The 22723-nt window shown below is 59.3% G+C and carries 17 protein-coding genes, 1 other RNA gene and 1 pseudogene; 10 read left to right on the top strand and 9 right to left on the bottom strand.

Going from position 1 to position 22723, the window contains the following annotated elements; genetic code table 11:
- Positions 1-275 precede the first annotated feature (275 nt).
- Complete coding sequence (locus tag ACXAIC_RS00250; protein WP_475172322.1) at positions 276-3470, bottom strand: DUF5585 domain-containing protein; 3195 nt, start codon at positions 3468-3470, stop codon at positions 276-278.
- Positions 3471-3700: 230 nt separating this feature from the next.
- The gene (locus ACXAIC_RS00245; protein WP_475172321.1) at positions 3701-4636 is read right to left on the bottom strand and encodes a cupin domain-containing protein; all 936 of its coding nucleotides are present in this window, start codon (positions 4634-4636) and stop codon (positions 3701-3703) included.
- Between the two features lie 220 nt (positions 4637-4856).
- Between ACXAIC_RS00245 and ACXAIC_RS00240 the strand changes: the two genes are divergently transcribed.
- Together ACXAIC_RS00240 and ACXAIC_RS00235 are read left to right on the top strand one after the other, a co-directional pair.
- On the top strand, positions 4857-5306 hold the full coding sequence (locus tag ACXAIC_RS00240; RefSeq protein ID WP_475172319.1) for a cupin domain-containing protein: 450 nt from the start codon (positions 4857-4859) through the stop codon (positions 5304-5306).
- A 34-nt stretch (positions 5307-5340) separates the two neighbouring features.
- Positions 5341-6828: pseudogene (locus tag ACXAIC_RS00235) on the top strand (flavin-containing monooxygenase).
- A gap of 17 nt (positions 6829-6845) precedes the next feature.
- On the opposite strand, the gene rnpB reads toward ACXAIC_RS00235, so the two are convergent.
- An RNA gene (rnpB, locus tag ACXAIC_RS00230) (RNase P RNA component class A) lies at positions 6846-7250 on the bottom strand.
- Between the two features lie 384 nt (positions 7251-7634).
- Here rnpB and ACXAIC_RS00225 point away from each other — a divergent pair.
- The 5 genes from ACXAIC_RS00225 (at position 7635) to lysM (ending at position 12345) form a co-directional block, all read left to right on the top strand.
- Complete coding sequence (locus ACXAIC_RS00225; protein ID WP_475172317.1) at positions 7635-8234, top strand: hypothetical protein; 600 nt, start codon at positions 7635-7637, stop codon at positions 8232-8234.
- 13 nt (positions 8235-8247) lie between these two features.
- Positions 8248-9933, top strand: a complete 1686-nt coding sequence (locus ACXAIC_RS00220) for a methyl-accepting chemotaxis protein (RefSeq protein WP_475172316.1) — start codon at positions 8248-8250, stop codon at positions 9931-9933.
- A 210-nt stretch (positions 9934-10143) separates the two neighbouring features.
- Entirely contained in the window at positions 10144-10806 is a 663-nt protein-coding gene (locus tag ACXAIC_RS00215; protein WP_475172315.1) for a CoA transferase subunit A, read from the top strand.
- Positions 10796-11446 (top strand): 3-oxoacid CoA-transferase subunit B, encoded by a 651-nt coding sequence (locus tag ACXAIC_RS00210; protein ID WP_475172313.1) that lies wholly within the window; start codon positions 10796-10798, stop codon positions 11444-11446. Before ACXAIC_RS00215 ends, ACXAIC_RS00210 begins: the two co-directional genes overlap by 11 nt.
- 464 nt (positions 11447-11910) lie before the next feature.
- Positions 11911-12345, top strand: coding sequence for a peptidoglycan-binding protein LysM (lysM, locus tag ACXAIC_RS00205; protein ID WP_475172312.1), 435 nt, complete (start codon positions 11911-11913; stop codon positions 12343-12345).
- A 52-nt stretch (positions 12346-12397) separates the two neighbouring features.
- Here the strand turns inward: lysM and pdxR are convergent, their stop codons facing one another.
- Positions 12398-13888 carry a MocR-like pyridoxine biosynthesis transcription factor PdxR gene (gene pdxR / locus ACXAIC_RS00200; protein WP_475172310.1) on the bottom strand — a complete coding sequence of 497 codons (1491 nt, stop codon included), beginning with the start codon at positions 13886-13888 and terminating at the stop codon, positions 12398-12400.
- Positions 13889-13987: 99 nt separating this feature from the next.
- On the opposite strand from pdxR, the gene ACXAIC_RS00195 reads away from it, so the two are divergent.
- Complete coding sequence (locus ACXAIC_RS00195) at positions 13988-14662, top strand: pyridoxamine 5'-phosphate oxidase family protein (protein ID WP_475172308.1); 675 nt, start codon at positions 13988-13990, stop codon at positions 14660-14662.
- 99 nt (positions 14663-14761) lie between these two features.
- On the opposite strand, the gene ACXAIC_RS00190 is transcribed toward ACXAIC_RS00195, so the two are convergent.
- The 3 genes from ACXAIC_RS00190 to ACXAIC_RS00180 all read right to left on the bottom strand — a co-directional run bounded on the left by ACXAIC_RS00190 (position 14762) and on the right by ACXAIC_RS00180 (position 17241).
- The gene (locus ACXAIC_RS00190; protein WP_475172993.1) at positions 14762-15373 is read right to left on the bottom strand and encodes a lytic transglycosylase domain-containing protein; all 612 of its coding nucleotides are present in this window, start codon (positions 15371-15373) and stop codon (positions 14762-14764) included.
- Between the two features lie 414 nt (positions 15374-15787).
- On the bottom strand, positions 15788-16552 hold the full coding sequence (locus tag ACXAIC_RS00185; RefSeq protein ID WP_475172306.1) for an N-acetylmuramoyl-L-alanine amidase: 765 nt from the start codon (positions 16550-16552) through the stop codon (positions 15788-15790).
- A complete protein-coding gene (locus ACXAIC_RS00180) occupies positions 16549-17241 on the bottom strand; it encodes a TerB family tellurite resistance protein (RefSeq protein WP_475172303.1) in 693 nt (230 codons plus the stop codon). The genes ACXAIC_RS00185 and ACXAIC_RS00180 overlap by 4 nt, the downstream gene beginning before the upstream one ends.
- Positions 17242-17608: 367 nt before the next feature.
- On the opposite strand from ACXAIC_RS00180, the gene ACXAIC_RS00175 reads away from it, so the two are divergent.
- Entirely contained in the window at positions 17609-19735 is a 2127-nt protein-coding gene (locus ACXAIC_RS00175; RefSeq protein WP_475172301.1) for a putative bifunctional diguanylate cyclase/phosphodiesterase, read from the top strand.
- Between the two features lie 125 nt (positions 19736-19860).
- Here ACXAIC_RS00175 and ACXAIC_RS00170 read toward each other — a convergent pair whose 3' ends face one another.
- Complete coding sequence (locus ACXAIC_RS00170; protein ID WP_475172299.1) at positions 19861-21054, bottom strand: fumarylacetoacetate hydrolase family protein; 1194 nt, start codon at positions 21052-21054, stop codon at positions 19861-19863.
- 269 nt (positions 21055-21323) lie between these two features.
- Here ACXAIC_RS00170 and ACXAIC_RS00165 point away from each other — a divergent pair, with 269 nt between their 5' ends.
- Positions 21324-21923 (top strand): TetR/AcrR family transcriptional regulator, encoded by a 600-nt coding sequence (locus ACXAIC_RS00165; protein WP_475172297.1) that lies wholly within the window; start codon positions 21324-21326, stop codon positions 21921-21923.
- A gap of 77 nt (positions 21924-22000) precedes the next feature.
- On the opposite strand, the gene arsH is transcribed toward ACXAIC_RS00165, so the two are convergent.
- The gene (gene arsH, locus ACXAIC_RS00160) at positions 22001-22723 is read right to left on the bottom strand and encodes an arsenical resistance protein ArsH (RefSeq protein ID WP_475172991.1); all 723 of its coding nucleotides are present in this window, start codon (positions 22721-22723) and stop codon (positions 22001-22003) included.

The raw sequence follows: 22723 nt of genomic DNA, 5'->3' as shown, positions 1-22723 counted from the left end.
CAAAGTTAAAAAATTATGGCAGAACAGTGATTTCTAACGTTGGGTTAAGTTCAAGCAGCCGAATTGACGGCAGCGCATCTTGCAGAACCCCTCACTTCGGAAAACATTCCAAACTATTTTCCAGAGCTTTCAAGGGGATTGGTAAAAATGCCTAAAGTTCGCTCGAAACTTGAACGCCGAGAGAATACAAGATTCGCCGAACTGTTCTGCGGCGTGCAGCCGCAGATCTTAAATCCGCTTGCGAACAGGCTGGAAGATCACCTCGGAGCCCCGGCCTAGAGGACCGGCCGCTCCGGAGCCCCATTGTTTTCAATCACAACCGGTTTCCAGTTGGCTGCCTTGAGTTTGTCGCTCGGCAAACTGTCCGTCTTGCGCGGCTTACGGCGATAGAGACGCGCAGCCTGGTTGTTGACCGTGATCTTCAGATCATCGTCCCGCTTCCGCTCTTTCGGCCCAGCATCCTCGCTCCCCCGGAAGTTCAGGATGTCGTCCTCCGGATTGAAGGAACGGGCGTCAAACATCCAGCCCCAATGCCGGTCTTCGAACGCCTCGTCTTTGTCCCGCGTCAAGACAATGCCGCTGTCCTCTGCATCCCCTTCAGAAAGGAGCGTTTCCATGGACCTGTCATGCGGTGCCGCGCCAGGATTTGGCCTGTCCGCCGGACTCGTGTTGAGAACAGGCACCTCAATCGCCTCTCTGCCCGCAACGGGCGGCAGAGGTGCACTGGACACTCCGTCCGTTTCGCTGGCGGCCACGGGACCGCTGCGGGCCGTAGAACTGCTACGGGTCACAAGGGCCACCTCTTCACGGGTTGCGCCAAAAGCCGACACCAGCGTGTCTTCCAGCAACTGGTCATGTCTGAACTCAAGAGCGTTTCGCCGGAGCGCTGCCTTGAGAACGCCGGGAAAGATGACTTTCTGACCGCTCAGGCCACACGCGATCACCAACCCATCCGCCGTGTCTTCCACGCTCAAGTGATCCCGGGCGCCGAAATACAGGAAGCTGATCTTCCAAGTGGCCGGATCAAAGCCTGCCACAACGTCCGACACGCCGCATTCGTGGGAGCGGATATAAACCGTTCCAGCGGAACGCGGGCCGATACCCTTTTCCCAGCACAAAATGGCGCCAAGATCCTGCCTCAGGAGCTTGCTGCCAACACCGACAAAGGCATCCAGTGACAGATCCGACAGCCTTATGTCCTGCACGATCTGATGCTCCGGGCCCGTCGGATTGTTGATCACCGGTTCGCCCGCCGGAGACATCGTCAGCACAAACCCTTCGGCCGTCGCCATGCTGAAATCAATTTCGTCAGCACCAGGATCAAAGCCGATAATATTCTCTGCGCGGAAATCCGCACCCCATTTGACCCCGCCCCGGGCGCTCCCCCCAAGGGGCAAAGGCACGTTTGGCAGGGACATGTCCGGCAAAGTCACCTCCGGCACCGGGCTCTTCGGCAAAGGCTGCGCTGAACGCGGCGCGCCCGGCATATCCGGCTCGAAAATATCATCGACCTCGACAGTGGGCACGCTGGAAGCGGACTGCCGCACTTTGCCGGAAATTGGTTCAAAGACGGCAAAGGCCGGACGCACAGCAGGTGGCACTGGAGCGGCTGCTCCAGCTTCGACGGGCGCCGCCGCCCCCAGCGGGGCTGGCTCTGCAGCGACCGGGGACCCAGGCTCCATAGCGCCATTGTCCTCAGACACGCGGCCAACTGCGCGTTCCCGGGGGGCTGCCTCGATCTTGGACAGAAGCTTTCGGCCTGTATCCGCGTTCAAAATAGTGAAGTTGGCAGGCGAAAGATCCCTCAGGAACACGCCTTCCAGGGCGAGCGCCTGGTTGTTGGAGGGCATGGCGAACACAACATGGCCCGCCTCTTCAAACACCTCAATGGCCTCCGGCTCGAAGGAATCGATGAAAATCGAATGGGCCTGCGGATTGAAACCGGAAACCGCCCGCTTATCCCCCCGAGCCCGCGTAATCACGACCGTTGCCGATGCAGCTGTCACACCGGCGGTTCCATGCCCCGTGCCGGTTTCATCCGGACCAGCGGCCGATGCGTCCAACACAGTTTCCAGAACGTCGTCCTGCGGCACCTCTGCAGACGGGACAAGAACTGGCGCAGCTTCTCCCGACCGGTTTGCAACCTCATCAGGCACGGGTGCAGCGGCAGCCAACGCTCCAGATTTCGGCGCCGCGGCTTGCCCGGGAACAGCAGGCAGAGGGTCGGCCGGCAATGGCTCAGCGGCCACAGGATCAAGCGGTGTGCGCGGTCTGGACACCTGCGTTGCCGTCAGCGGTGCACGGGCGTTGCCCCCGACAAGAGCCAGGATTCCCTCAGCGGCGGAGGCATCCAGGATCGTGAAATTGGCACCGCTCAGCTCGTTCAGGCGGACACCGGCAAGGGTCGTCGACTGGGCATTGGAGGGAATGGAAAAAACCACGCCATCCGTCGTCTCCGCCACGTCCAGATCCAGCGCGCCAACCTTGTCGATGAAAATCGTGTCTGTTGCCGGATTGAAACCGGTCACCCTATCCGACTGACGCCACGCCCAGGAAATGACCACAGTCGCGGTCTCCGCCGAAACCCCGGCGGCACCGTAACCGGGCAGGACCTCGCGCAGGGCCTCCAGCGCCACCTCGCTGACGGCGCGAGCCACGGCCATCTCTGCAGAGGCCGTCTCGTCAGAGGCCATATCTTCGGGCGACACTTGCGGATCGGGAGTTTTTCGGGAGGCTGTTTCCGGCACAGCAGGCACCGCCGCTGCGGCGGAACGGTCTTCAAACAGGGTCGTCAGTTGTGTGATCGAAGGGCTGTCATAGCCCCCGAACTGGTCCAGGCTCTGCAGAATCGAGGCCCCATATTGATCCATGCTGGCCGCACCGCCCAGAAGCAGCGAGGCCGTCCCCCAGGCGCCGCGCAAATGGGCCGCCGCAAGGATACCGCTCAAGGTCAGCTCAACCTGAACCACCTCTTCACCACGGGTATACCTTACGGTGCGGCCAAGCACCGCCTCCAGGGAAGACCCACTTGCGGCAAGCTGCGACTGCATGATCCGCAAATAGTGGCCAAAGGCCTCACAAATGGCACGCCGCTGGGCGGTCGCAGACATGAAACCCTTTAACGAATGAATGCCGTTTTTGCCGGTCCAGGTCCCGTCCCAACGGTTTATGGCCGAGCCGTGACCATAATAGACTTCGGAGTCGTAATATCCGAGGTCAATCATAAGGGCTTCACCGAAGCGGAAGCCGACAAAGCCGAGAGAATTCACAGACCGGCACGCCATGGCCTTCCACTCGGCAGGCGACAGCTCAGACCAGCTGGAATAGGACGGGAAGAAACTGGAGACAGAGCCGCCGGCCGATTGATCCAACTGACGGTCCTCAAGACCTCCTGCGTTGTACCGCTCCCTGTCCCACCCGGATGTGAAGGCCAGTAGCGCCGCCAGAAAGTCTTCGAAAGTCCCCGTCATATTCAACCTGCCCTATTTCCCCGTTCTGGAGAAACCCTAGGAATGAACAAGGTCGAAAAAGTGGACGGAACATTAATTATTTTAGGCAAAATAGTGGCAAAATTAGCAATATTATACACAAATCTTGCGCAAATTTTATAGGGAATACTCACAACACACTGCCCTGCTAAATCTTCCAAAATATCGCTAAAAATTCTAAGACATCTAAAAATTGCCCGAATTTTGACAGGCTAGCCGAAGGGAACCCGGTTGCGGGTTTCCCTCGGAGCCTCGCCGAACCGGGCCTTGTAGGCAACGGAAAAACGTCCCGCATGCCTGTGGCCCGATCTTTCAGCCACCTCAGCAATAAACCGGTGGGCCCCAGCCGACAAGAGCAGATAGTGGGCATAATTCAGGCGGAGCGACTGCAGTTTTTCCATCGGACTGCACCCCAGTTCTCTTTTGAACAGGATCTGCAGGTTGCGCGGCGTGGTGCCCGCATAGGCGCTGATGTCGAGGAGGCTGAGATCTTCCTCGAAACGCTCGTGGATTAGCTGGAGCGCGCGCCGCACAAGACCAGGTGCTGCTGCGGACCGGCGCTCGCGCAACAGGGCCGAGACCGTGTTGGGCTGCGCTTCGAGCAGGGACATGACCAGCCCCTCCTCCAGCTGCCGTTGCCGGATATCGCCCGGGCCACAAAAGGCCTGCCTGTGTTCGGCCGCTCCGAAGAGGCCGCGCAGGGTGCAGGCCCATGCAGAAACGCCGGGCCGCGCCATGTCAAGCGCTGCCGTAAAATGCACCTGTCCGATCTCGACCCCCGTCATCTGCGTTGCAATGGCGTGAAGGTAGGTCTTGTCGATCTGAAGCAGGATCTGCTCGCAGCCTTCCCGCCAGCGCATGCGGGTGTCCCGGTCAGGGTTCAAAACCGTTCCAACGCGCGGACAGGAGTGAATGGTGCAGGTTCCATGATCGATCTGGGCTGTACCGTTGACCGGGATCTGGAGCAGATAGAAATCACTGAGTTCGCCCGGGTCGATGGCCACGTCCGCCCCGTAGCGGATGTAATTGAGTGACAGGCACCGTCCCGGCGCCCGGTTCTGGCGGGCATCAAACCGGTCCCTGACCGACAGACGCTCCAGACGGTGGCTGCAAAAGTGGCGTGCCACAATGGCCCGTGCTTCATCCACATCCCGTGTTTCGAAGCACTGGTAATCATGTAGCGGAGATCTTCGCTCTGCCTGGGCCATATGGAATCATGCCGCCGCACGCGGCCTCAATCAAGCAAGCTGTCGCTTTCCATACGCATCTTTACTGTCCTCCCGCATCTTTTTTCGCAATCTGGATAAAACGATCCGCCCTTCCAAGCTTAGCTTTTCTTGCCATCAATCCAACACTGAGGGGAACCAAATGAAAAATGGAGCTGGTATAACATCTGCGGACACGGGTCTGGACGGGATCAGCTGGAACGTGGTCGGACATACCTACACACCGAAGGTGCACAGCACGAATGCCCTGATCTGGCATGCCTTCATCCCGAAAGGCACGTTCGTGCCACCGCATATTCATCCAACCCAGGATGAATGGATCGTCATGCTGGAGGGCGAGCTTGAGGTGGAGATCGAGGGCACAACCCATACCGCACGCTCAGGCGACACGGCCAGAATGCCGATGGGCATCGCCCACGGTATCTTCAACCGCTCGGGCAAAGACGCCACATGTGTGTTTGGCGTGGCCCCCTCGCGCAAGCTTTTTGACCTCTTCGGTGCGCTTGACGGCGTGACCGATCCGCAGGAGCTGGTCCGCCTGTCGGCCCTTCATGAAGTCGATTTCCTGCCGCCGCCCGGTCAGAATGCCTGACCGGACTGACGCTCTCAAAGGAAGGATATTGACCATGACACATGTTAAGAACGTCGCCGTCATCGGCGGCGGCGTGAGCGGTCTTGCCGCTGCGAAGGCCTTTGACGAACGCGGGCACCGGGTCTTCGGCTTTGAACGCAGCCATGATTTCGGCGGGGTTTGGGAACCCTCCCGCTCCTACCCGGATGTCCAGACCCAGTCGCCGAAGGACCTCTACCGCTTTACGGATCTTGCCATGCCGCAGGACTATCCGGAATGACCCAAGGGGCCGCAGGTTCACGCCTATCTGCATGCCTATGCCAGAAAACACAAGCTGGAGCGGCTGTTTCAGCTCAACACAAATGTTCTGTCCATGGACCGGCGGTCCGACGGTCAGCCGGGCTGGACCCTGACGCTGAAAACGGCGGGAAAAACCTGGACCCGGGATTTCGACTTCGTCGCCGTCTGCACCGGCCAGTTTTCCGACAAGAACGTCCTCACCCATCCAGGACAGGAGGCCTTTGAAGCGGCGGGCGGCCAGGTGATGCACAGTTCGGAATATACCGACCCTTCGCTTGTGCGGGGCAAAGATGTGGTCGTCCTCGGCGGCTCCAAATCGGCGACGGATATTGTCGTCAACGCCGCCCGCAACGGCGCGAAATCCGTCACGCTGGTCTACCGGGAGGCGGTCTGGCGTGTGCCGTATTTTATCGGCGGCATCAATTTCAAGCGGCTGCTCTACATGCGCGCCCAGGAACAGCAGTTCAATAGCTGGGGGCGCTCGCCCTTTGCCAAGACCCTTTTTACCCTGTTCAAACCCCTTATCTGGGCAAATTTCCGGGGCCTTGAAACCCTTTTGAAGTTCCAGCTCAACTTGAAGAAATGGAACATGGTGCCTGACATACCCATTGAAAAAGACGCCTCCTGCTCGCTTCCGATTGTTACACCGGGCCTGTTCGAAGGCTTTGAAAACGGTTCGATCCGCCCGGTGAAAGGCACGTATGAACGCTATGAAGACGGCAAGATCGTTCTGACCAGCGGCGAGACGGTGCCCTGCGACCTGTCGATCCTGGCCGTTGGCTGGAAGCTCGGCATTCCCTATCTGGCCAAGGCGTATCTGGACAAGCTGATCGAGCCTGACGGGCAATACCGTGTCTACCGGCTCTCGGTGAATCCGGACCTGCCCGAGATGGGCTTTGTCGGATTCAATTCCAGCTTTTGCACGGTCTTGTCTGCCGAGATGATTGCCAACTGGCTCGTGCGCTACGCGGATGGCAAATTGGCGAACCAGCCAAGCACAGAGGGCATGATCCGGAACATTGAGGAGATGCTGGCCTGGCGCCGCCAGGAACGTCCTGCCGCAAAGGTCTATGGGGGCCTTTGCTCAGCGCCCTTCCACTTCCGCCATTTTGATGAATTGCTGTCAGATATGGGGGCGGCCCGGACCAAGCGGGCCAATCCGATTGCCGAACAGTTTTCCTATCCGGATGCGGAGGCCTATGGGCGCTTTCTGGCCAGCACGCCAGCCTATATGGCCGGCTGAAGCATGCCGGAAGATTTGAAGCCAGCCGGCCTGTAAGCCGGGTTCTGTATGGCCTGCGCGGACCGGAGCCCGGCACAGGCGTGACAGCCATTCATCTGGGATGCCTGTTGCCAGACACCTCTCGCAACCAACCCGGGCAACTGGCCTGGAAACGGACCTGGTCCGGACCCCGGACCGCGCTGCCCCTATTCGGTTTTGCTCCCGGTGGGGTTTACCATGCCGCCCCTGTTGCCAGCGGCGCGGTGGGCTCTTACCCCACCCTTTCACCCTTACTCCGGCACGCCGGAGCGGTTTGCTTTCTGTGGCACTGTCCCTAAGGTCGCCCTCGCCGGGTGTTACCCGGCACCGTGTTTCCCTGGAGCCCGGACTTTCCTCCCCCGCGGCCTTTCGGCGCTTGCGGCAGCGGCTGTCCGGCCGACTGGCGCTTGCGGACTTAAGTGGCTTTGCCCAGAAGGTCAAGCAACGCCGCAAAGCCTTCTGGTCCCACAGTCACCACAAGTCCAAAGAGAGATCAGCCTCCGCCGCAGACCGAATCGGGCCTGCCACCCGATTGAGATCTCTTAAAATTCGCCAAATCTGGTTTTATTTTTAATTTTTACAACCATAAATAACACATCAATAAAGTGCGCTCAAAATCTTAGTAATTATAGGTTTATATACTCTACTTTTACGATAGGGTGCGAACTACTTACACTGCGGAATTAGACGATAGTTTGACAATTTTCAGCCTTAGATACGCGTTTTTTATTTCATGTTAAGGAAACAAGGCGAGCTTCTACAAGTAATTCCTCTAGTGGAGCAACGTCATGCATAGATGGCTAATCTCTTTATCTGCGGCCCTCATTGCCTCTCAGGCGTGCGCAGAAACAGCACCAGACCCCAAGAAACTGATCACGGAACCGGTTATCGAAAGCGTCAGCGAATGGCTGTCCAACCCGATTGTCGCCCTGTCGATCCATGCACAGAACGACCTGCGCGGCACCCTGTCCAGCAGCGAGATTGACGCTCTTGACCAGCAATGGCGCAAGGAGCGGGAAGCAAGCGACAAGCCTCTGATTTCCGCCACCCTGTCAGCCCCTCTGTCCATCTACCTGCTGCGGGTGCAGGCTTCCTCCCTTGGTCTTTATCCGGAAATCTTCGTGATGGACGCCAACGGCCTGAATGTCGGCCAAAGCGCGATCACCGGCGACTACTGGCAGGGCGATGAAGCCAAGTTCCAAAAGACCTTTCCCAACGGTCCCGATGCGGTGTTCATCGACGAAGCCGAATGGGACGAAGACCGGAAAATTTGGCGCGCGCAGCTCAATCTGTCCGTCAAAGACCCGGAGACCGGCAAAGCCATCGGCGCTGCGACGGTGGAATTCAACCTGACAGAACTTCAACGCCGCCTGGCCCCGAACTCGTAAGCGGATCTCCAAGATGCTGAAAAATCTTTCCGTCAGCAAGAAAATTGCTGCAGGCTTCCTGACCCTGGCCCTGATCGGCGCTGTTGCCGGTGGCACCAGTGCCTTCAAGGCGGTGTCGGCTCTTCATGAGGTCACAACAGCCAACCATCTGGCCGATCTCAATTCCGAAACCGCCAACCTCAATCAGGAAATCGTGGCGCAATCCCAGGCGGTCAAATCCTTCCTGCTGACTGGCAACCGAGACTGGCTGGCCAAATCGAACCAGCTGAACAACGACATTTCGGGGCAACTCTCCACGCTGCGGGACGCTATCAGCGGCCCCGCTCCGGAATTTCTGCCCCGCATTGATGCACTCGAGACAAGCTGGAAAACCTGGTACAGCAAAATTGCCGCCCGCCAGATCGACCTGATGCGCTCCCCGGACACCGTGGACATGGCCCGCGCGATTGAAGTGACCCCGGAAAGCACTCAGCTGCTAGCGGCTGTTCAGGAACAGAGCAAAGTATTTGCCGATGCTGTGGCTGCTGAACGCCAGAAGTCAGCAGCGGCCCAGAACGCGGCCATGAGCACAGTCGTCACCGTTGCAGTTGCAAGCGCGATTGTGATCACGATCCTGGCCATGGTCCTGGGGTTCGTAAGCCATGTTCTTGTGTCCAGCCCGCTGACGGCCCTCACGAAGATCACTGAAAAACTGGCAACAGGCGATACCTCCCAGGCGGTTGAGACCGGCGACCGCCGGGATGAAATCGGCCTGCTGGGCCGGTCCTTGAGCGTTTTCCGCGACAACCTGATCCGCACCCGGGAGCTGGAAGAAGCCGCCGCAGCCGAAAAGGAAAATGCCGAGCGGGTGAAACGCGAGGAAATGGAAAAGGTCGCCAGCGAGTTCGAATCCACCGTTCTCGACATCTGCACCAACATGATCGGCCGCCTGGACGAACTCAACGGCAATGCCGGGTCCCTGTCCAACATTGCCAACCTGACCACGGACCAGGCCTTGTCTGTGTCTGCCGCCGCAGAACAGGCAACCACCAATGTCAATACGGTGGCCAGTGCGACGGAAGAACTGTCCGCGTCGATCCGGGCCATCACGGATCAGGTTCGGTCCTCTTCCGAAATCGCCCATTCGGCCGAACAGGGCGTCAACCGCTCCAACGAAGCTGTTGCCACCGTGCAGCAGGTGGTGGCGCGGATCGGGGATGTCACCAAGCTGATCACCGACATTGCCGAACAAACCAACCTTCTGGCGTTGAACGCGACGATTGAGGCAGCCCGGGCCGGTGAAGCCGGCAAGGGCTTTGCGGTTGTTGCCTCCGAGGTCAAGGCCCTGGCCGAACAGACCTCCAAGGCCACCGAAGAAATCGACCGCCAGATCAGCGAGATGCGCCAGGCGGCCGACGCATCGACCGACGCAACCGCCTCCGTTGCGGAGATGGTCCAGCGCATTGCCGAAAACACCTCCGCCATGGCAGGGGCCGCTGAAGAGCAGAACCAGGCAACGACCGAGATCGCAGGCAGCGTTGCAGAAGCAGCGCAAGGCACGGAAGGTGTGTCCCAGTCGATTTCAGAGGTCAGCAGCGCTGCAGGTGAAACCGCTCAGCTCAGCTCCAACATGAACGACGCCATCGGCCAGCTGCACGAGCAGTCCAACACCCTGCGCAGGTCTATGCAGGACTTTCTGGCAAAGGTCCGCGCAGCGTAACACATGCCTTGATGCCCCGGTCTTTCAGAAAACCGGGGCTCCCTTGAACCGCCGGAAAGCGTCTATGCAGCTTTCCGGCGTTTTTTGTCTCCCCGCGAAATTCCCCCCAGTTCCACATCCGTAAGACTACTGCGTCGCACAATCTTCATTTTTCCTGGGACGGTTCAGCCGCTAACGTTGCCGGAAAGGATCGATTGGCGGGGACCTGTGATGAAACGTGCAATCAAGGCAGCCGAAGCAGCCGGGCTCATTCCGGATGGAGCCACTTTGCTGATCGGCGGCTTCATGGGGGTGGGTTCGCCCCACAGGCTGATTGACGCCATTGTCGCGCGCGGCACAAAGGACCTCACCGTTGTAGCCAATGACACGGCCATGCCCGGACGGGGCATCGGCAAGCTGGTGAGTGCGGGCTGCCTGTCCAGGGCCATTGTCTCCCATATCGGGCTCAACCCCGAGACCCAGCAAAAGATGATCGCAGGAGAGATCGCAGTCGAACTGGTACCCCAGGGAACCCTAGTGGAGCGGATCCGCGCGGCCGGTGTCGGCCTCGGCGGCATCCTGACACCGACCGGCATCGGCACGCTTGTGGAAGAGGGCAAACAGACAGTCACCGTCCAGGGCAAGGACTTCCTGCTGGAAGAGCCGCTCCCCGGAGATTTCGCCCTCATCGCCGCCCATCAGGCCGATTATGTGGGCAATCTGGAATATTCGCTCACCGCTCACAATTTCAATCCGGTCATGGCCCTTGCGGGCGGGACGGTCATTGCCGAACCGCAGACCATTGTTCCGGTTGGGGTCATCTCCCCGGACAGCGTAAAGACACCCGGTATCCTGGTGGATCATCTTCTGGAGAGACAGCCCGATGGAAGCTAAGGAAATCATCGCCCGGCGCGTGGCACAGGAAATCGCCCCGGACACGCTCGTCAATCTGGGCATCGGCCTGCCATCCATGGTGGCCAACTACCTGCCCAAGGGTGTGCATGTGTTCTTTCAGGCCGAAAACGGCGTAATCGGCTTGGGCGCCCGCCCTCCTGAAGGCATGGAAGACCCGGACCTGACCGATGCGGGCGGCGGGTTCGTGACCGCCGTTCCGGGCGCCGCCTCCATAGACAGCGCCATGAGCTTCGGCCTCATTCGCGGCGGTCATCTGGACATGACCGTTCTCGGCGGCCTGCAGGTGGACGAACGCGGCTTCCTGGCCAACTGGATGATCCCGGGCAAAATGGTTCCGGGCATGGGCGGGGCGATGGACCTGGTGGCCGGAGCAAAACGGGTGATCGTCTCGATGGTCCACACAGCCCGCGGCAAACCGAAGATCCTGCGCGAATGCACCCTGCCCCTGACCGCCCAGCGCCAGGTGAGCCTGATCGTCACCGAGATGGCCGTGATCGAACCGACCCGGGAGGGGCTGGTGCTGAAGGAAACCGGCCCTGGAACCAGTGTTGACGACGTGATCTCGGCAACCGATGCCAACCTGATCGTTCAAGGCGACGTTCCATCCATGCGGCTTTAAACAACGGTCCATCAGACAGGTTCCAAGCGTGCCCTGTCATAGCAGCTCAAGAAATAAGGCCCTATTGGATGGTCTTCAGGTTCTCTGGCAAGGAAAGGCACGCAGATCGGCCGGTTGCTCGGGCATGCGGCGAGACTCAGCCCGGCGGGCCTGAAAGAGCCACCGGAGGCTGCGGCATGAGCGCATTCCGCCGTGTCGCGCGCTCTGGACGATGCCCCACATGGCCCTGTGACACGCTCCTTGCTGAACGCTCCCATCTCACGGTCGAATAGGGTCTTCATGGTTGAGGTTGATATCAGATCAGCGCCAAACGCGGATGATCCAGCGGCGACTGCCCCTCAGCCGTTTTTGCTTGCATTGCGCGCGTCAACTCCCTCTAAGGAAACTGGGCTGTGCTCTCACGTGCCGTGCGGGTGCGCCCAGCACCAGGGTTACGACCCGATTTCAGTTCAAGGAGGACCACCATGGGATTTTTTGATTTCGTAAAAGACGCCGGGAAAAGCCTGTTTGGAAGCGATGACGCAGCAGATGCCAGCGCAGAGGCCATTCGGAAGGAAGTGGCCGATCTGGGGCTTGACGGAGATGTCTCCGTTCAGGTCGAGGGCGACACGGTGAAGATTGCCGGCGCGGCGCCGACGCAGGAAGACCGCGAAAAGCTCATTTTGGCTGCCGGAAACGTGCTCGGTGTATCCCGGGTGGAGGAAGAGATTTCCGTAGCTACCGAATCCCCGGAAGCCTCATTCCACACGGTCGAAAAAGGCGACACGCTCTGGAAGGTGGCTGAAAAAGCCTATGGCGACGGATCCAAATATCCGCAGATCTTCGAGGCGAACAAGCCGATGCTGTCCGATCCGGACAAGATCTATCCAGGCCAGGTTCTGCGCATCCCGGCGCTCTGACCCCCACGCGGCCGGAGGCGCGCACTGCCTCTTCGGCCGCTGTCATGTCCCTTCAAGCCCGTTGACACTCAGCTTGCGCTGTCTGCTGATCCAGCAGATCACTCAGAACATCAATCCCTTGCCTGATCTGGCTTGGCGCGGCATCGGCAAAACCCATGATCAGCCCTGGCCTTGTCCCTGGGCCCAGATAACAATTGCTGAGCGGTGAAACGGCGAAACCACGGCTCTGCATGGCCATCGCCAATGCCTTGTCATCGATGATGTCCCGTAACTGGACAGCGATCTGTACATTGCCGCTTGGCGGCGCCACGCTGACCCGGTTGCCGAGGCGCTCCGCAAGCGAGCGCACCAGGTAGAGCCCCCGATCTTCATAGACCTGCCGGATGGTTTTCAGATGTTTCTGATAGGCTCCGCTGTCCATGAAATGCGCCAGAGCCGCCTGGACCTGAACACTCGCAGCACAGCCCATATTGCGCATGAACTGTTTCAAGGGGTCTGCCAGACAGGATGGGACAACGCAATACGCTATCCGGAGCCCCGGCATCAGGCTTTTTGAGAAGGTGCCCAGATAGATCACCTGCCCGTCTCCTCCCAGACCGTAAAGCGCAGCCACTGGACGGCCGGAAAACAGGAACTCGCTGTCATAGTCATCTTCCAAGATGATTGCGCCTGCGCTCTGCCCGGCGTCCAGAAGGGCAAGGCGCCGGGCCAGAGGCATGCGGGCGCCAAGCGGATAGTGATGGGAGGGGGTCACATAGATCAGCTTCGGCGGCGTGCCACCACCGGGCAGGCGCGACACATCCGCCCCCTGCCCGTCAACCGGCAGAGCCCGGATGGTCAGGCCTGCCATTTGAAAGGCTGTGCGGGCACCGAGATAGCCTGGCTCTTCCAGCCACGCCTCGTCCCCCGGGTCGGACAGGGCCAAAGACAGCAGCGACAGGCTGGCCTGCATTGAACTCGTCACCAGGATCTGATCAGGATGCGCGCGCACACCGCGTTCGGCCGCCAGATGCCGGACCAGCTGCTCCTTCAGCGCAGGCAGTCCGCAGTAATTTCGGTATTGCAGATCCGCACTGCGCTCCATCCGGGCTGCGCGGCGCAAACAGCGCGCCCACTCCTCATAAGGAAAGAGATCCAGCGCCGGGGCACCGGGTTGAAGCGCCCCTTGCCGCTGCGCCCAGCCGTCGCCCCGGCAATTGGCCGACATGGCCTCGCCGCGCGCGGACAAGGCCCGTACAGCGGCAGCAGGCGGACCCGGCACCGTCCTGCCTTCCAGACGCAGCCCCTCGCAGATCTTGGGGCATGCGCCCGCCCGGACATGGACGATGCCTTCCGCCTGCAGCAGCTCATAGGCGCCATTCACCGTGTTTCGGGCCACTTTGAGCGATGCGGCCAGACGCCGTGTGGAAGGCAGCCTGGCGCCGGAAACCAGAAGCCCGCTGCGCACAGCTTCACGAACCCCGCGATAGATCTGCTCGGCCAGGGGAACCCCCGAGAACCGGTCAAGGGACAAGATGCCTTCGGGAAAAACTGGTTCTTTCATTTTCTCAAAACCGGACCTTTAACAAGACCAGTTTATCGAAGAAAGACATCCAATCAAGACAAACCTCCCCGAAGACACGGACAGCATCAGGAGCCACCCATGTCAAAACCGCAAAACCGCACCACGGCAAACCTGCCGGGCTACGCCAAGATCCGCCAGATGAACAGGGGCAGCTATGACCGGGATCTTGCCTACGAGATTCTGGATGGGGGCCTAATCGCCCATTGCAGCTTTGTTGATGAGAACAGGCCAATGGTGATCCCGATGGCTTATGCCCGGATCGGAGACAAACTCTATATTCATGGGGCCAGCACAACCCGGATCATCAAGAGCAACGGGACAGGCGTTCCGGCCAGCCTTTGTGTCACGCTGGTTGACGGGCTTGTGGTCGCCCGCTCCGCCATGCACCTTTCCATGAACTACCGCTGTGCCATTGTGCACGGCACGGCCCGGCTTGTGGAAGATCATGACGAACAGATCGCGGCGCTAACGGCCATTACCGACCATCTGCTGCCGGGCCGGTGGGACGAATGCCGGGATATGATGGCAAAAGAGCACAAGGCAACCGGTGTTCTGGAGCTGGAAATCGAGCACCTGAGCACCAAAGTGCGGACCGGCGGCCCGGTTGATGACAAGATTGACCTTGGAAGCGACATCTGGGCTGGTGTCGTGCCGGTGACAACCGCCCTCGGCCAACCCTTCACCGCCTATGATGTGCCCGAGGGAACGCCGGTCCCGGCGTCCGTTCCCGCCGCAAGGCGCAAATTCTCCTGATCCCTGGAAACGCCCCCCCGGCCAGATTTTGAGCGGGGGGAGCCAATTGACCGGCAGACGGTCAAAGGTCAGATGCCTTCCAGAGACCTGCAGTCCTGTTCAGCTATCGGCAAGAATGCTCTTGACCTTCCTGCAATAGCGGCGGCTGACCGGGTTCATGCGCTTGGCATAATGGCCGGCGTTGTAACGCAGGATCGTGCCGCAAAGGTCGCCATTGGCCCTGTGGTGGGCCTCGGCCAGGTATTTCATGCCCCATTCCAGATTGGTTTCCGGATCATAGAGGCCTTTGGTCGAGCCCCGGTAACCGATGCCCCGCGCTGTGGCCGGTTTGATCTGCATCAGCCCGACTTCTCCAGCACTGCCCCGGGCCCGCGGGTTGAAGTTGCTTTCCACCTCAACAACGGCTTTTGCGATCTTCACCGGAACACCGTGTTTGGCCGCGGCCTTGCGGATCAGCCGTGCATAATGCTCCCGCTTCGGCACCCCTTTCCCAGCCCGGGCCTTGGTAACCCTTTTCTTTGCTTTGCCGTTCGCAGCTGACTTGTTTTTTTTCTTCGCCTCTCCGCCGCCGGATCCGATCACATAGAGAACCGGCTCGGCCCCGGAGCCAACATGCTCGTGTGTGGCCAGCTCTGCAGCGTCCTTTTTCGCTTTGTCCGGATCGATGATGTGCAAAACTGGTTCGGAACCTGATCCGCTTGCCAGCGCCAGTGGCGAGAAAGCAGATGTTGCAAAGGCGAAAAGGCACAGCGCCCCAGTGAGTTTTTTGAATGACCGTAACATTGTCCAGCCCTTTTGATTTTTGTGGGTGTTGAAATCGGAGCGGAGAAATGCCGGACGCTTGAGACAGAAATGCGCGCAATCAAATAACGAATTATTACATTTTATTTCAGAAATTTATCACAAACCTTGCTTTCAAATTGTCAATTATACGGATTTGCGGTGAAACTAAGACGAAAGTCCGGCCAATTACCGGCAAACTGAAGAAGACTTGTGGCAAGACTGTCTAAGACGGCAAACAAGACATGCTGCACTGCGGGACGTCAGCCCACCCGGCCAGCGCCCGGACATGTGGCAACAGCCCATCCAGCGGCCCATCTGGAAAGCAAGACAGTCCGCCTGGTTCTACGCGGAAAAGGACGGCAACCGGCGCAGCAGAAGGTGAAGCGTTTCGATTGTCGAGTGATCGGCAACCCCATCCACCTTTTCCGGCCGGAAATGACGCTGAAACGCCGTCACCACATGCCGTGTTTGCGTGTCAAAGTGGCCACTGATCTCCAGTCCGTAACCATAAAGCCCCAGCATGGATTGCAGGGCCTCCACCGGTTGCCCCTGATCCCCTTCCTGCATCAAAAGACCTGCGACAATCGGATGCGGTTCGACATAAAGGCCAACACCGGCAGCCGCCAGCCGCTCCCAGGGAAACAATTCTCCCGGATCTTCCTTGCGGTCCGGCGCGATATCGGAATGGGCAAGCACCATCCAGGGCTGGATGCTGTGGCGCGCGCAAATATCCTGCAGCAGGCCGGTCAGCGCCTCAACCTGAGCCTCGGGAAAAGGCCGGTAGCCGAACTCATGCCCCGGATTGACGACCTCCACGCCAATGGACCGGGAATTGACGTCCGTCTCCCCTTTCCAGAAACTGCGCCCGGCATGCCAGGCCCGGCGGGCTTCCGGTACACATTGCAGGATACTGCCATCTTCATGAACCAGATAATGGGCGGAGACTTCTGCCCTGGGATCACAGAGCCTGGAGAGCGCTTCCCCGCCGGTCCGCATGCCCGTGTAGTGCAGAATGAGCATGTCAATCGGCGCATCCTTTTGCCGGGGCCCGTGGTTGGGGGACGGATGCACTCTGGCCGCCACGCCGGTATCGGTTTCAACGCTCATATGCCTCTTTCCGCGCAGATCTGGGCCCAGGCCTCATTCAAGGCTGCCAGCCGGTCATTTGCGATGCGGACGAATTCTTCCGGAACGCCCCGGGCAATCAGCCGGTCTGGATGGGTTTCCTGAACTTCCCGCCGGTACTGGCTTTTGAGTTCTGCGTCACTGGCTTCCGGCCCCAGCCCAAGAACCTCATACGGGTTGCCATCCTTGCGCACATGGCGGGCAAGAACCTTCGCAAATTCGCGCTCATCCAGACCAAAGACTTCAGCGACCTTGGCAAGGTAAACGATTTCGCTGTCATGGACGATACCATCTGCCTTGGCGATGTGAAACAGACCGTCTAGAATATCGAGAAGTGTCTTGCGGTCATAGGGAAACAGATCTGCCAGCTTTTTGGCATAGACTTCAAAACCGGCCACATCTTCCTGGGCCAGGCTGAACAGCCGGAAGACATTACGCTCTTCCTTCGGAGGAACTTCAAACAGATCGCGGAACGCCAGAACCTCATCGGTTGTGACCACGCCATCGGCCTTGGCCATTTTGGCCGACAGAGCAATCATCGCGACGGTAAAACCAACCGTGCTGGTGCCCTCAGGACGCGCCAGAACAAGCTGAACAAGCCGGTCGACTATCTGGGCACCACCGGTGCCAATGGCGCTAACAATGCTGCCGATGCTGCTCCAGACGCTCAAAAAGAAGCTCCCCTTGCCCCCGGAAACCGGCGTTGCGCCGTGAGATGAATCACACTTTGAAACCACTCTTATCGGCAGGAACAGGATTTGACTAGGGCGCTCCAGCGATTGCCCGCCGGGTGTGGTCCCAGGGCCCCAAACACGTTCAAGCAGTCCCCGACCCCGGACCGGGACCGGGACCGCCTCGGCTCCCAAAATTCATCCAATTTCTCTAAAATTCTAACGTAACGTCAAAAATCCATTTTCCTGCAATGGGATTCATGATGGCTAAAGACTTTCATCCTAGGATTATCCCGTATTTGTTCGAACAATGGAACCGGGCCGGATGGCATTCCCTCCTGCTAAAAATAACATTGTTACTCTTTTCATGTCCCTGTCGCTGCTCGCCGCACTGACATGCGGGGTTTATGTCGGCAACCGGATGCTGACCCATTGGATGCTGGTCCGCGGTCTTGAACAGACATTCCTGCCGCAGGAAAGCAGCGTCGCCAGGATCTTGAACACCTTCACGGCCGGGGCTGCGCCCCGCCCGGAGGACCAGCCGGAAGGCCTGCGGCTGACCCGGACGGATGCCCGCACGGATGACAATGCTCTCCTGCAGGCCAAAGTGGCTCAGATCCAGACCGCACTTGACCAGCAGCGCGCGCCCGCTCAGGTCCTCGATGCCGCGCTTGTCTATCCGGCCGAGACCGTAGCCACAAGACCGGGCCTGCCCGGCTTCTCGCAAATCCCCTGGGCAAAGAACCAGGATCTCAAATCGCTCCGCCCGGTGAACCTTGCCTGGTCCGCCTATAAATCCGGCGACGCAGCCACCGCCATTCCCGACATGACCTGGTTCGGGACATTCGGTGCCAATGCGCTTGTCGTGTTCAATCCGAAAGCCGCCGGGCCAGGTGTGCCCAGCCTGGTGCTCCTGATCAGCCAGGCGGACCTCCTGAACTCTCTTGCAGGGCTTTTGTGGTGGTGCAATGCGGTCGCAGCCGCCCTATGTGCCCTGTCCTTCCTGGGCGCCGGCCTCTTGTGGTGGCAGCGCTATTCGGACCAGTTGCGGGCCAACAGCAGCATTCAATATCTGGCCCACCATGATACGCTGACAGGCCTGCCCAACCGGGCGGTCTTCAACGCCAAACTGGCAGAGGCCCTGCGCACCGCCCAAGCCAAGGCCTCCAACATCGGCGTCATGCTGATTGACGTCGATCAATTCAAGGATATCAACGACACCCATGGGCATGGCGTGGGTGACGTTTTCCTGCAGATCGTTGCCGAGCGCCTGGACACGGTGTTTCACAAACACATGGTTGCCCGGCTGTCCGGGGATGAGTTTGCGGTTCTGTTGACCTCGATCTCCGATCCCGCCCGCATGACCCGCCTGGCTGCCGACATGATCTCGGCGACGTCCGCCCCCTGTGTGATTGACGGCAAGGAGATCAAACTGTCCCTGTCCATCGGCATCGCACGGGCGACCGACGGGTCCTGGCGCCTGTCGCGGCTAATGCATTGCGCCGACCTTGCCCTCTACAAGGCCAAACACAGCGGCCGTTCGACCTTTGCCTGGTACACACCGGTCCTGGACGCGGAAGCCCAAAAGCGCAAGGAAGTGGAAAACGGACTGGTCAAGGCCCTCAAACTCGACCAGTTCAAGCTTGTCTATCAGCCCCAATACGGCCTGCGGGACGGAGTTCTGCATGGCTATGAGGCCTTTGTGCGCTGGGAGCATCCGAGCAAGGGGGAAATCCGGCCAGACCTGTTCCTGCCGGTTGCCGAGGATTGCGGTCTGATCGACGAGATCGGCACTTGGGTGCTCAACCACGCCTGCCGGGAGGCCATGCTGTGGACCGACCAAACCCGGCGGATCTCGGTCAATGTCTCAACGGCCCAATTCGTGCCGGGAGAAACCCAGAAGAAAGTGGCCCAGGCCCTGAACAATTCCGGCCTCGATCCCCGCAGGCTCGAAATTGAAGTCACCGAAAGCCTGCTGATCTCCAACACGGAAGCGGTGATCGCCACCTTGCGCCAGATCCACAATATGGGCGTGTCCATTGTTATGGATGACTTCGGCACCGGCTATTCCTCGCTGAGCTATCTGAGCCGGTTCCCCTTTGACAAGATCAAGATCGACCAGGCGTTCGTACACAATCTGGGTAAGGATGAAAGCACGGATGCCATCGTCACATCGATTGTGGGCCTGGGCCGGTCCCTGGATGTGACCATCATTGCCGAAGGTGTCGAAACCGAAGAGCAGGCCGTGCTCTTGAGTGCAGCTGGATGCGATCAGGTCCAGGGCTACATGTTCGGCAAGCCGAACACAGTCGAACACCATGAAGCCAATTACCCGGTCTTTGCCTTGAACGAGACCGGCGGCCTCTGGCTTCCCAACCTGCGCGTGCCCTCAGCCCCGCAGCCGAAGATCTCCCTGTCTCCGGAACTGGCCCAGTTTGCAACACTTGCAGAAAGCGCCCCGCAAACAGACAAGGCCAGCGGCAGCGGCGGCTAAATGTCGAGCCTCGGATGGAGTTGTCTTTCGCTGCCTTTCGTCAGAGGGTTCAACGCAAAAGACAAATCAGTCTGAAACCGGATGAACGTGGCACACGCTAAACGACAGGCCTGTCAGGCCAACATTCAGCGGGCTTCTATCCTGGTGACGATCGTACCAAGAGAGGATGAGTGATGTATCACCTCATCGCCCGGCATCAGCATGATCTTCTCCTGAAGCGTTGCCTCGGCAATATCCTTCACAACCGAACGGAAGCCGGACATTCCTGACAAAAAGCGCCCGGTCATGACATATTTTGCGCCGAGGATGATGCGGCTGCCAAGGCTCGGGGGCCGAAACAGCACCCCCCCGGCCGTACCTGACAAGAGCACTTGCCCCGGCTCGATCCGCCCGCTCGGCAAAAGACTGACAGGTTTTCCCTGGTAAGACCATTTTGTCTTGTCACCATCTTGAAGCGCAATCCCGGCCATGGAACGGAAATCCTCAATCATCTTGTCACCGGTCGTATATTGCATGGACGCCCCATTCAGACTGGTGCCAATTGCTTGATTTGAGACGAACACTTTCCAATCCTTCGGAACCACCATGTACGGACCGGTGGGAAAGAAGCCCGGAAGGCTCTTTGCGTCGGTAAAGCCAATGCCGCTCAACGTGTCCTCGTTTCCGGGCATGCCTTCCAGCATGCGCTTCCGGTCGGTGAAGTCACCGCACAAAAACAGCACCTTGCGCGCACGGTCAAAATCGTCCAGCGTCGCAATGGCCCTGTCAAAACGCATACAGATCTCGACTTCATAATCGATCATCTCAGTCTCTGGATCAATCAAGAGCGCCGAGCGGGACGCCGTCGGCTCGCTCAGCCGGGGAAACCGGAAGGGGGTGACATTATCCACCTCTTCCCCGTGATCACGGAAATTTGTTCCAAAGGAAATGTGGTGTGCACCCGCTGCTGCCGGCAAGAGAGCGGATTGGGCAAAGGAAGAGGCACGGCCGCCTTGCTCGCGCGCCAGCTTGGTCAGCGTCTGGGCTCCAAAAACATCCAGCGCTTCAAAAGGCTCCTCCAGCGGACGGCCCGCCAGATCCGTCAAATCAATCGCCTTGATGCCGTTTGCGGCGTGCTCTGTGACCAGCAACAGATGCCGGGCACCGGATATGAGGGTTCGGGCAAAGGTCAAGGCGTCCTGGCGCGGCGCCAGCTGTGACACGGGTTGAGGGGCATTTATCGGCTTCGTGCGGAAAACGAGCGGCCGCTGAAGAGCCACCCACAACGCTGCATAGCTGAAAATGATCAAGGCGGCAAAAGACATGGCAAATCGAAGCATGGCATCCTTGGGAATATCTGCTGCCGGAGACGGTGTGCCCCCAACCTGCAAAAATAGATAGGATCACAAGACCAGATCTTGAATTCGCGTTTCCCGGCACCAGAAAGAGAAGATAATCATCTGAAAAAAATATCTTTTTCAGAATGGCCATTGGAACTAACCCTCGGGCCTTCATATTTGGAGGGCATGGCAAGACAGCGATGACAAGCAAAACAGAACGAACAAAGGCTGGCCTCCGGCGTCCGCCCCGGCAGGCAAGAGCGCGGGCAGTGGTGGACGCCGCCCTTGAAGCCACCGAACTTCTTCTGGTGGAAACGGGATATGAAAGTGCCACCACGACACGCATTGCTGAACGGGCCGGAATAAGCATCGGCTCGCTGTACCAGTATTTTTCAAACCGGGACGCCATTTTCGCGGAACTGCAGCGCCGGCATCACCTGAATGCCGCAAAGGTACTGAAAGCTGCCTTTTCTGACGCCCGGGGCTTACCGCTTGAAGCAGCCGTGAGGTCCCTGGTCAAGACCACAGCCAGGCTCCACCTGGACGCTCCGGAGCTGCACAAAGTCCTGCGAGATACCGTTCCTCTGTCTGTCAATGCAGAAAGCCGCAGCGCGTTGCTCAAAACAATCGACGCAGCACACAAAAACTGGCTCCTGACCCACAAGGATAGTTTGAGCTTCACCGACTTTGACGCGACGGCGCTCGTGATCCGCGAGACCGTCGACGCCGGTATTCACAGCGCCTTGCAGCATGGCAGCAGCACGGTGGACACTGTGTCCGAGGAACTTTCCACCATGCTGATTGCCTATCTCCAGTCCCGGACGGCAAAACCCGCGGCAGAACAAGGGCCTTTGGTGCCCCCAGCCTGAAAGCAGAGGAAACAGGCCGCTTCCAAGCGTCATGCCACGCTCACATGAGAGGCCCCGGCGTTGCGCCGCAGGCCATGTCAGCGGACCGCGCCCAGCGCGGCGGTGTCCACTTCCTTGTTTTTCTCCGAAACAGCCTTGCGCTCCGAATACCGGTCGACAAGATACTCAGAGCGGCCCCGCACCAGCAACGTGAACTTCATCAGTTCTTCCATGACATCCACCACCCGGTCGTAGAGCGGGGACGGGTTCATGCGGCCGGCCTCGTCGAATTCCTGATAGGCCTTGGGCACGGAGGACTGGTTGGGGATCGTGACCATGCGCATCCAGCGCCCCAGAACCCGCATCTGGTTGAGCGCATTGAAGGATTGCGAGCCGCCAGAGACCTGCATCAGGGCCAGAGCCTTGCCCTGGGTCGGACGGACCGCCCCTGTGCTCAAGGGAATCCAGTCGATCTGCGATTTCATAACACCGGTCATCGCGCCATGGCGTTCCGGAGAACACCAGACCTGGGCTTCGGACCAGATGCTGAGGGCGCGCAATTCGGCAACCTTCGGATGATCGGCGTCAGCATCGTCCGGCAGTGGCAGGCCCGAGGGGTCGAAAATCCTCGTTTCCGCACCATACGCTTCCAGCAGCCTTTGTGCTTCCAGGGTCAGGAAGCGGCTGTAAGAACGCGCGCGCAAGGACCCGTAGAGCAAGAGTATCCGCGGGGCGCGGTCTTCCGGGTCCGGCGCAAACAGGCGGTCCCGGTCCACAGGCTGAAAGTCGTCCAGGGCCACATTGGTCAGATCTTTGAGCAT

It is taken from the genome of Roseibium sp. AWQ4_254, assembly GCF_056161025.1.
The sequence above is the reverse complement of the archived record's forward strand: the minus strand, read 5'-3'. Positions and strand labels throughout refer to the sequence as shown.

Bases quoted from the DNA above. Each gene is read 5' to 3' on its own strand.
- ACXAIC_RS00250 (WP_475172322.1), bottom strand. From the start codon at position 3,470: ATGACGGGGACTTTCGAAGACTTTCTGGCGGCGCTACTGGCCTTCACA.
- ACXAIC_RS00240 (WP_475172319.1), top strand. From the start codon at position 4,857: ATGAAAAATGGAGCTGGTATAACATCTGCGGACACGGGTCTGGACGGG.
- ACXAIC_RS00225 (WP_475172317.1), top strand. From the start codon at position 7,635: ATGCATAGATGGCTAATCTCTTTATCTGCGGCCCTCATTGCCTCTCAG.
- ACXAIC_RS00220 (WP_475172316.1), top strand. From the start codon at position 8,248: ATGCTGAAAAATCTTTCCGTCAGCAAGAAAATTGCTGCAGGCTTCCTG.
- ACXAIC_RS00215 (WP_475172315.1), top strand. From the start codon at position 10,144: ATGAAACGTGCAATCAAGGCAGCCGAAGCAGCCGGGCTCATTCCGGAT.
- ACXAIC_RS00210 (WP_475172313.1), top strand. From the start codon at position 10,796: ATGGAAGCTAAGGAAATCATCGCCCGGCGCGTGGCACAGGAAATCGCC.
- lysM (WP_475172312.1), top strand. From the start codon at position 11,911: ATGGGATTTTTTGATTTCGTAAAAGACGCCGGGAAAAGCCTGTTTGGA.
- pdxR (WP_475172310.1), bottom strand. From the start codon at position 13,888: ATGAAAGAACCAGTTTTTCCCGAAGGCATCTTGTCCCTTGACCGGTTC.
- ACXAIC_RS00195 (WP_475172308.1), top strand. From the start codon at position 13,988: ATGTCAAAACCGCAAAACCGCACCACGGCAAACCTGCCGGGCTACGCC.
- ACXAIC_RS00185 (WP_475172306.1), bottom strand. From the start codon at position 16,552: ATGAGCGTTGAAACCGATACCGGCGTGGCGGCCAGAGTGCATCCGTCC.
- ACXAIC_RS00175 (WP_475172301.1), top strand. From the start codon at position 17,609: ATGTCCCTGTCGCTGCTCGCCGCACTGACATGCGGGGTTTATGTCGGC.
- ACXAIC_RS00170 (WP_475172299.1), bottom strand. From the start codon at position 21,054: ATGCTTCGATTTGCCATGTCTTTTGCCGCCTTGATCATTTTCAGCTAT.
- arsH (WP_475172991.1), bottom strand. From the start codon at position 22,723: ATGCTCAAAGATCTGACCAATGTGGCCCTGGACGACTTTCAGCCTGTG.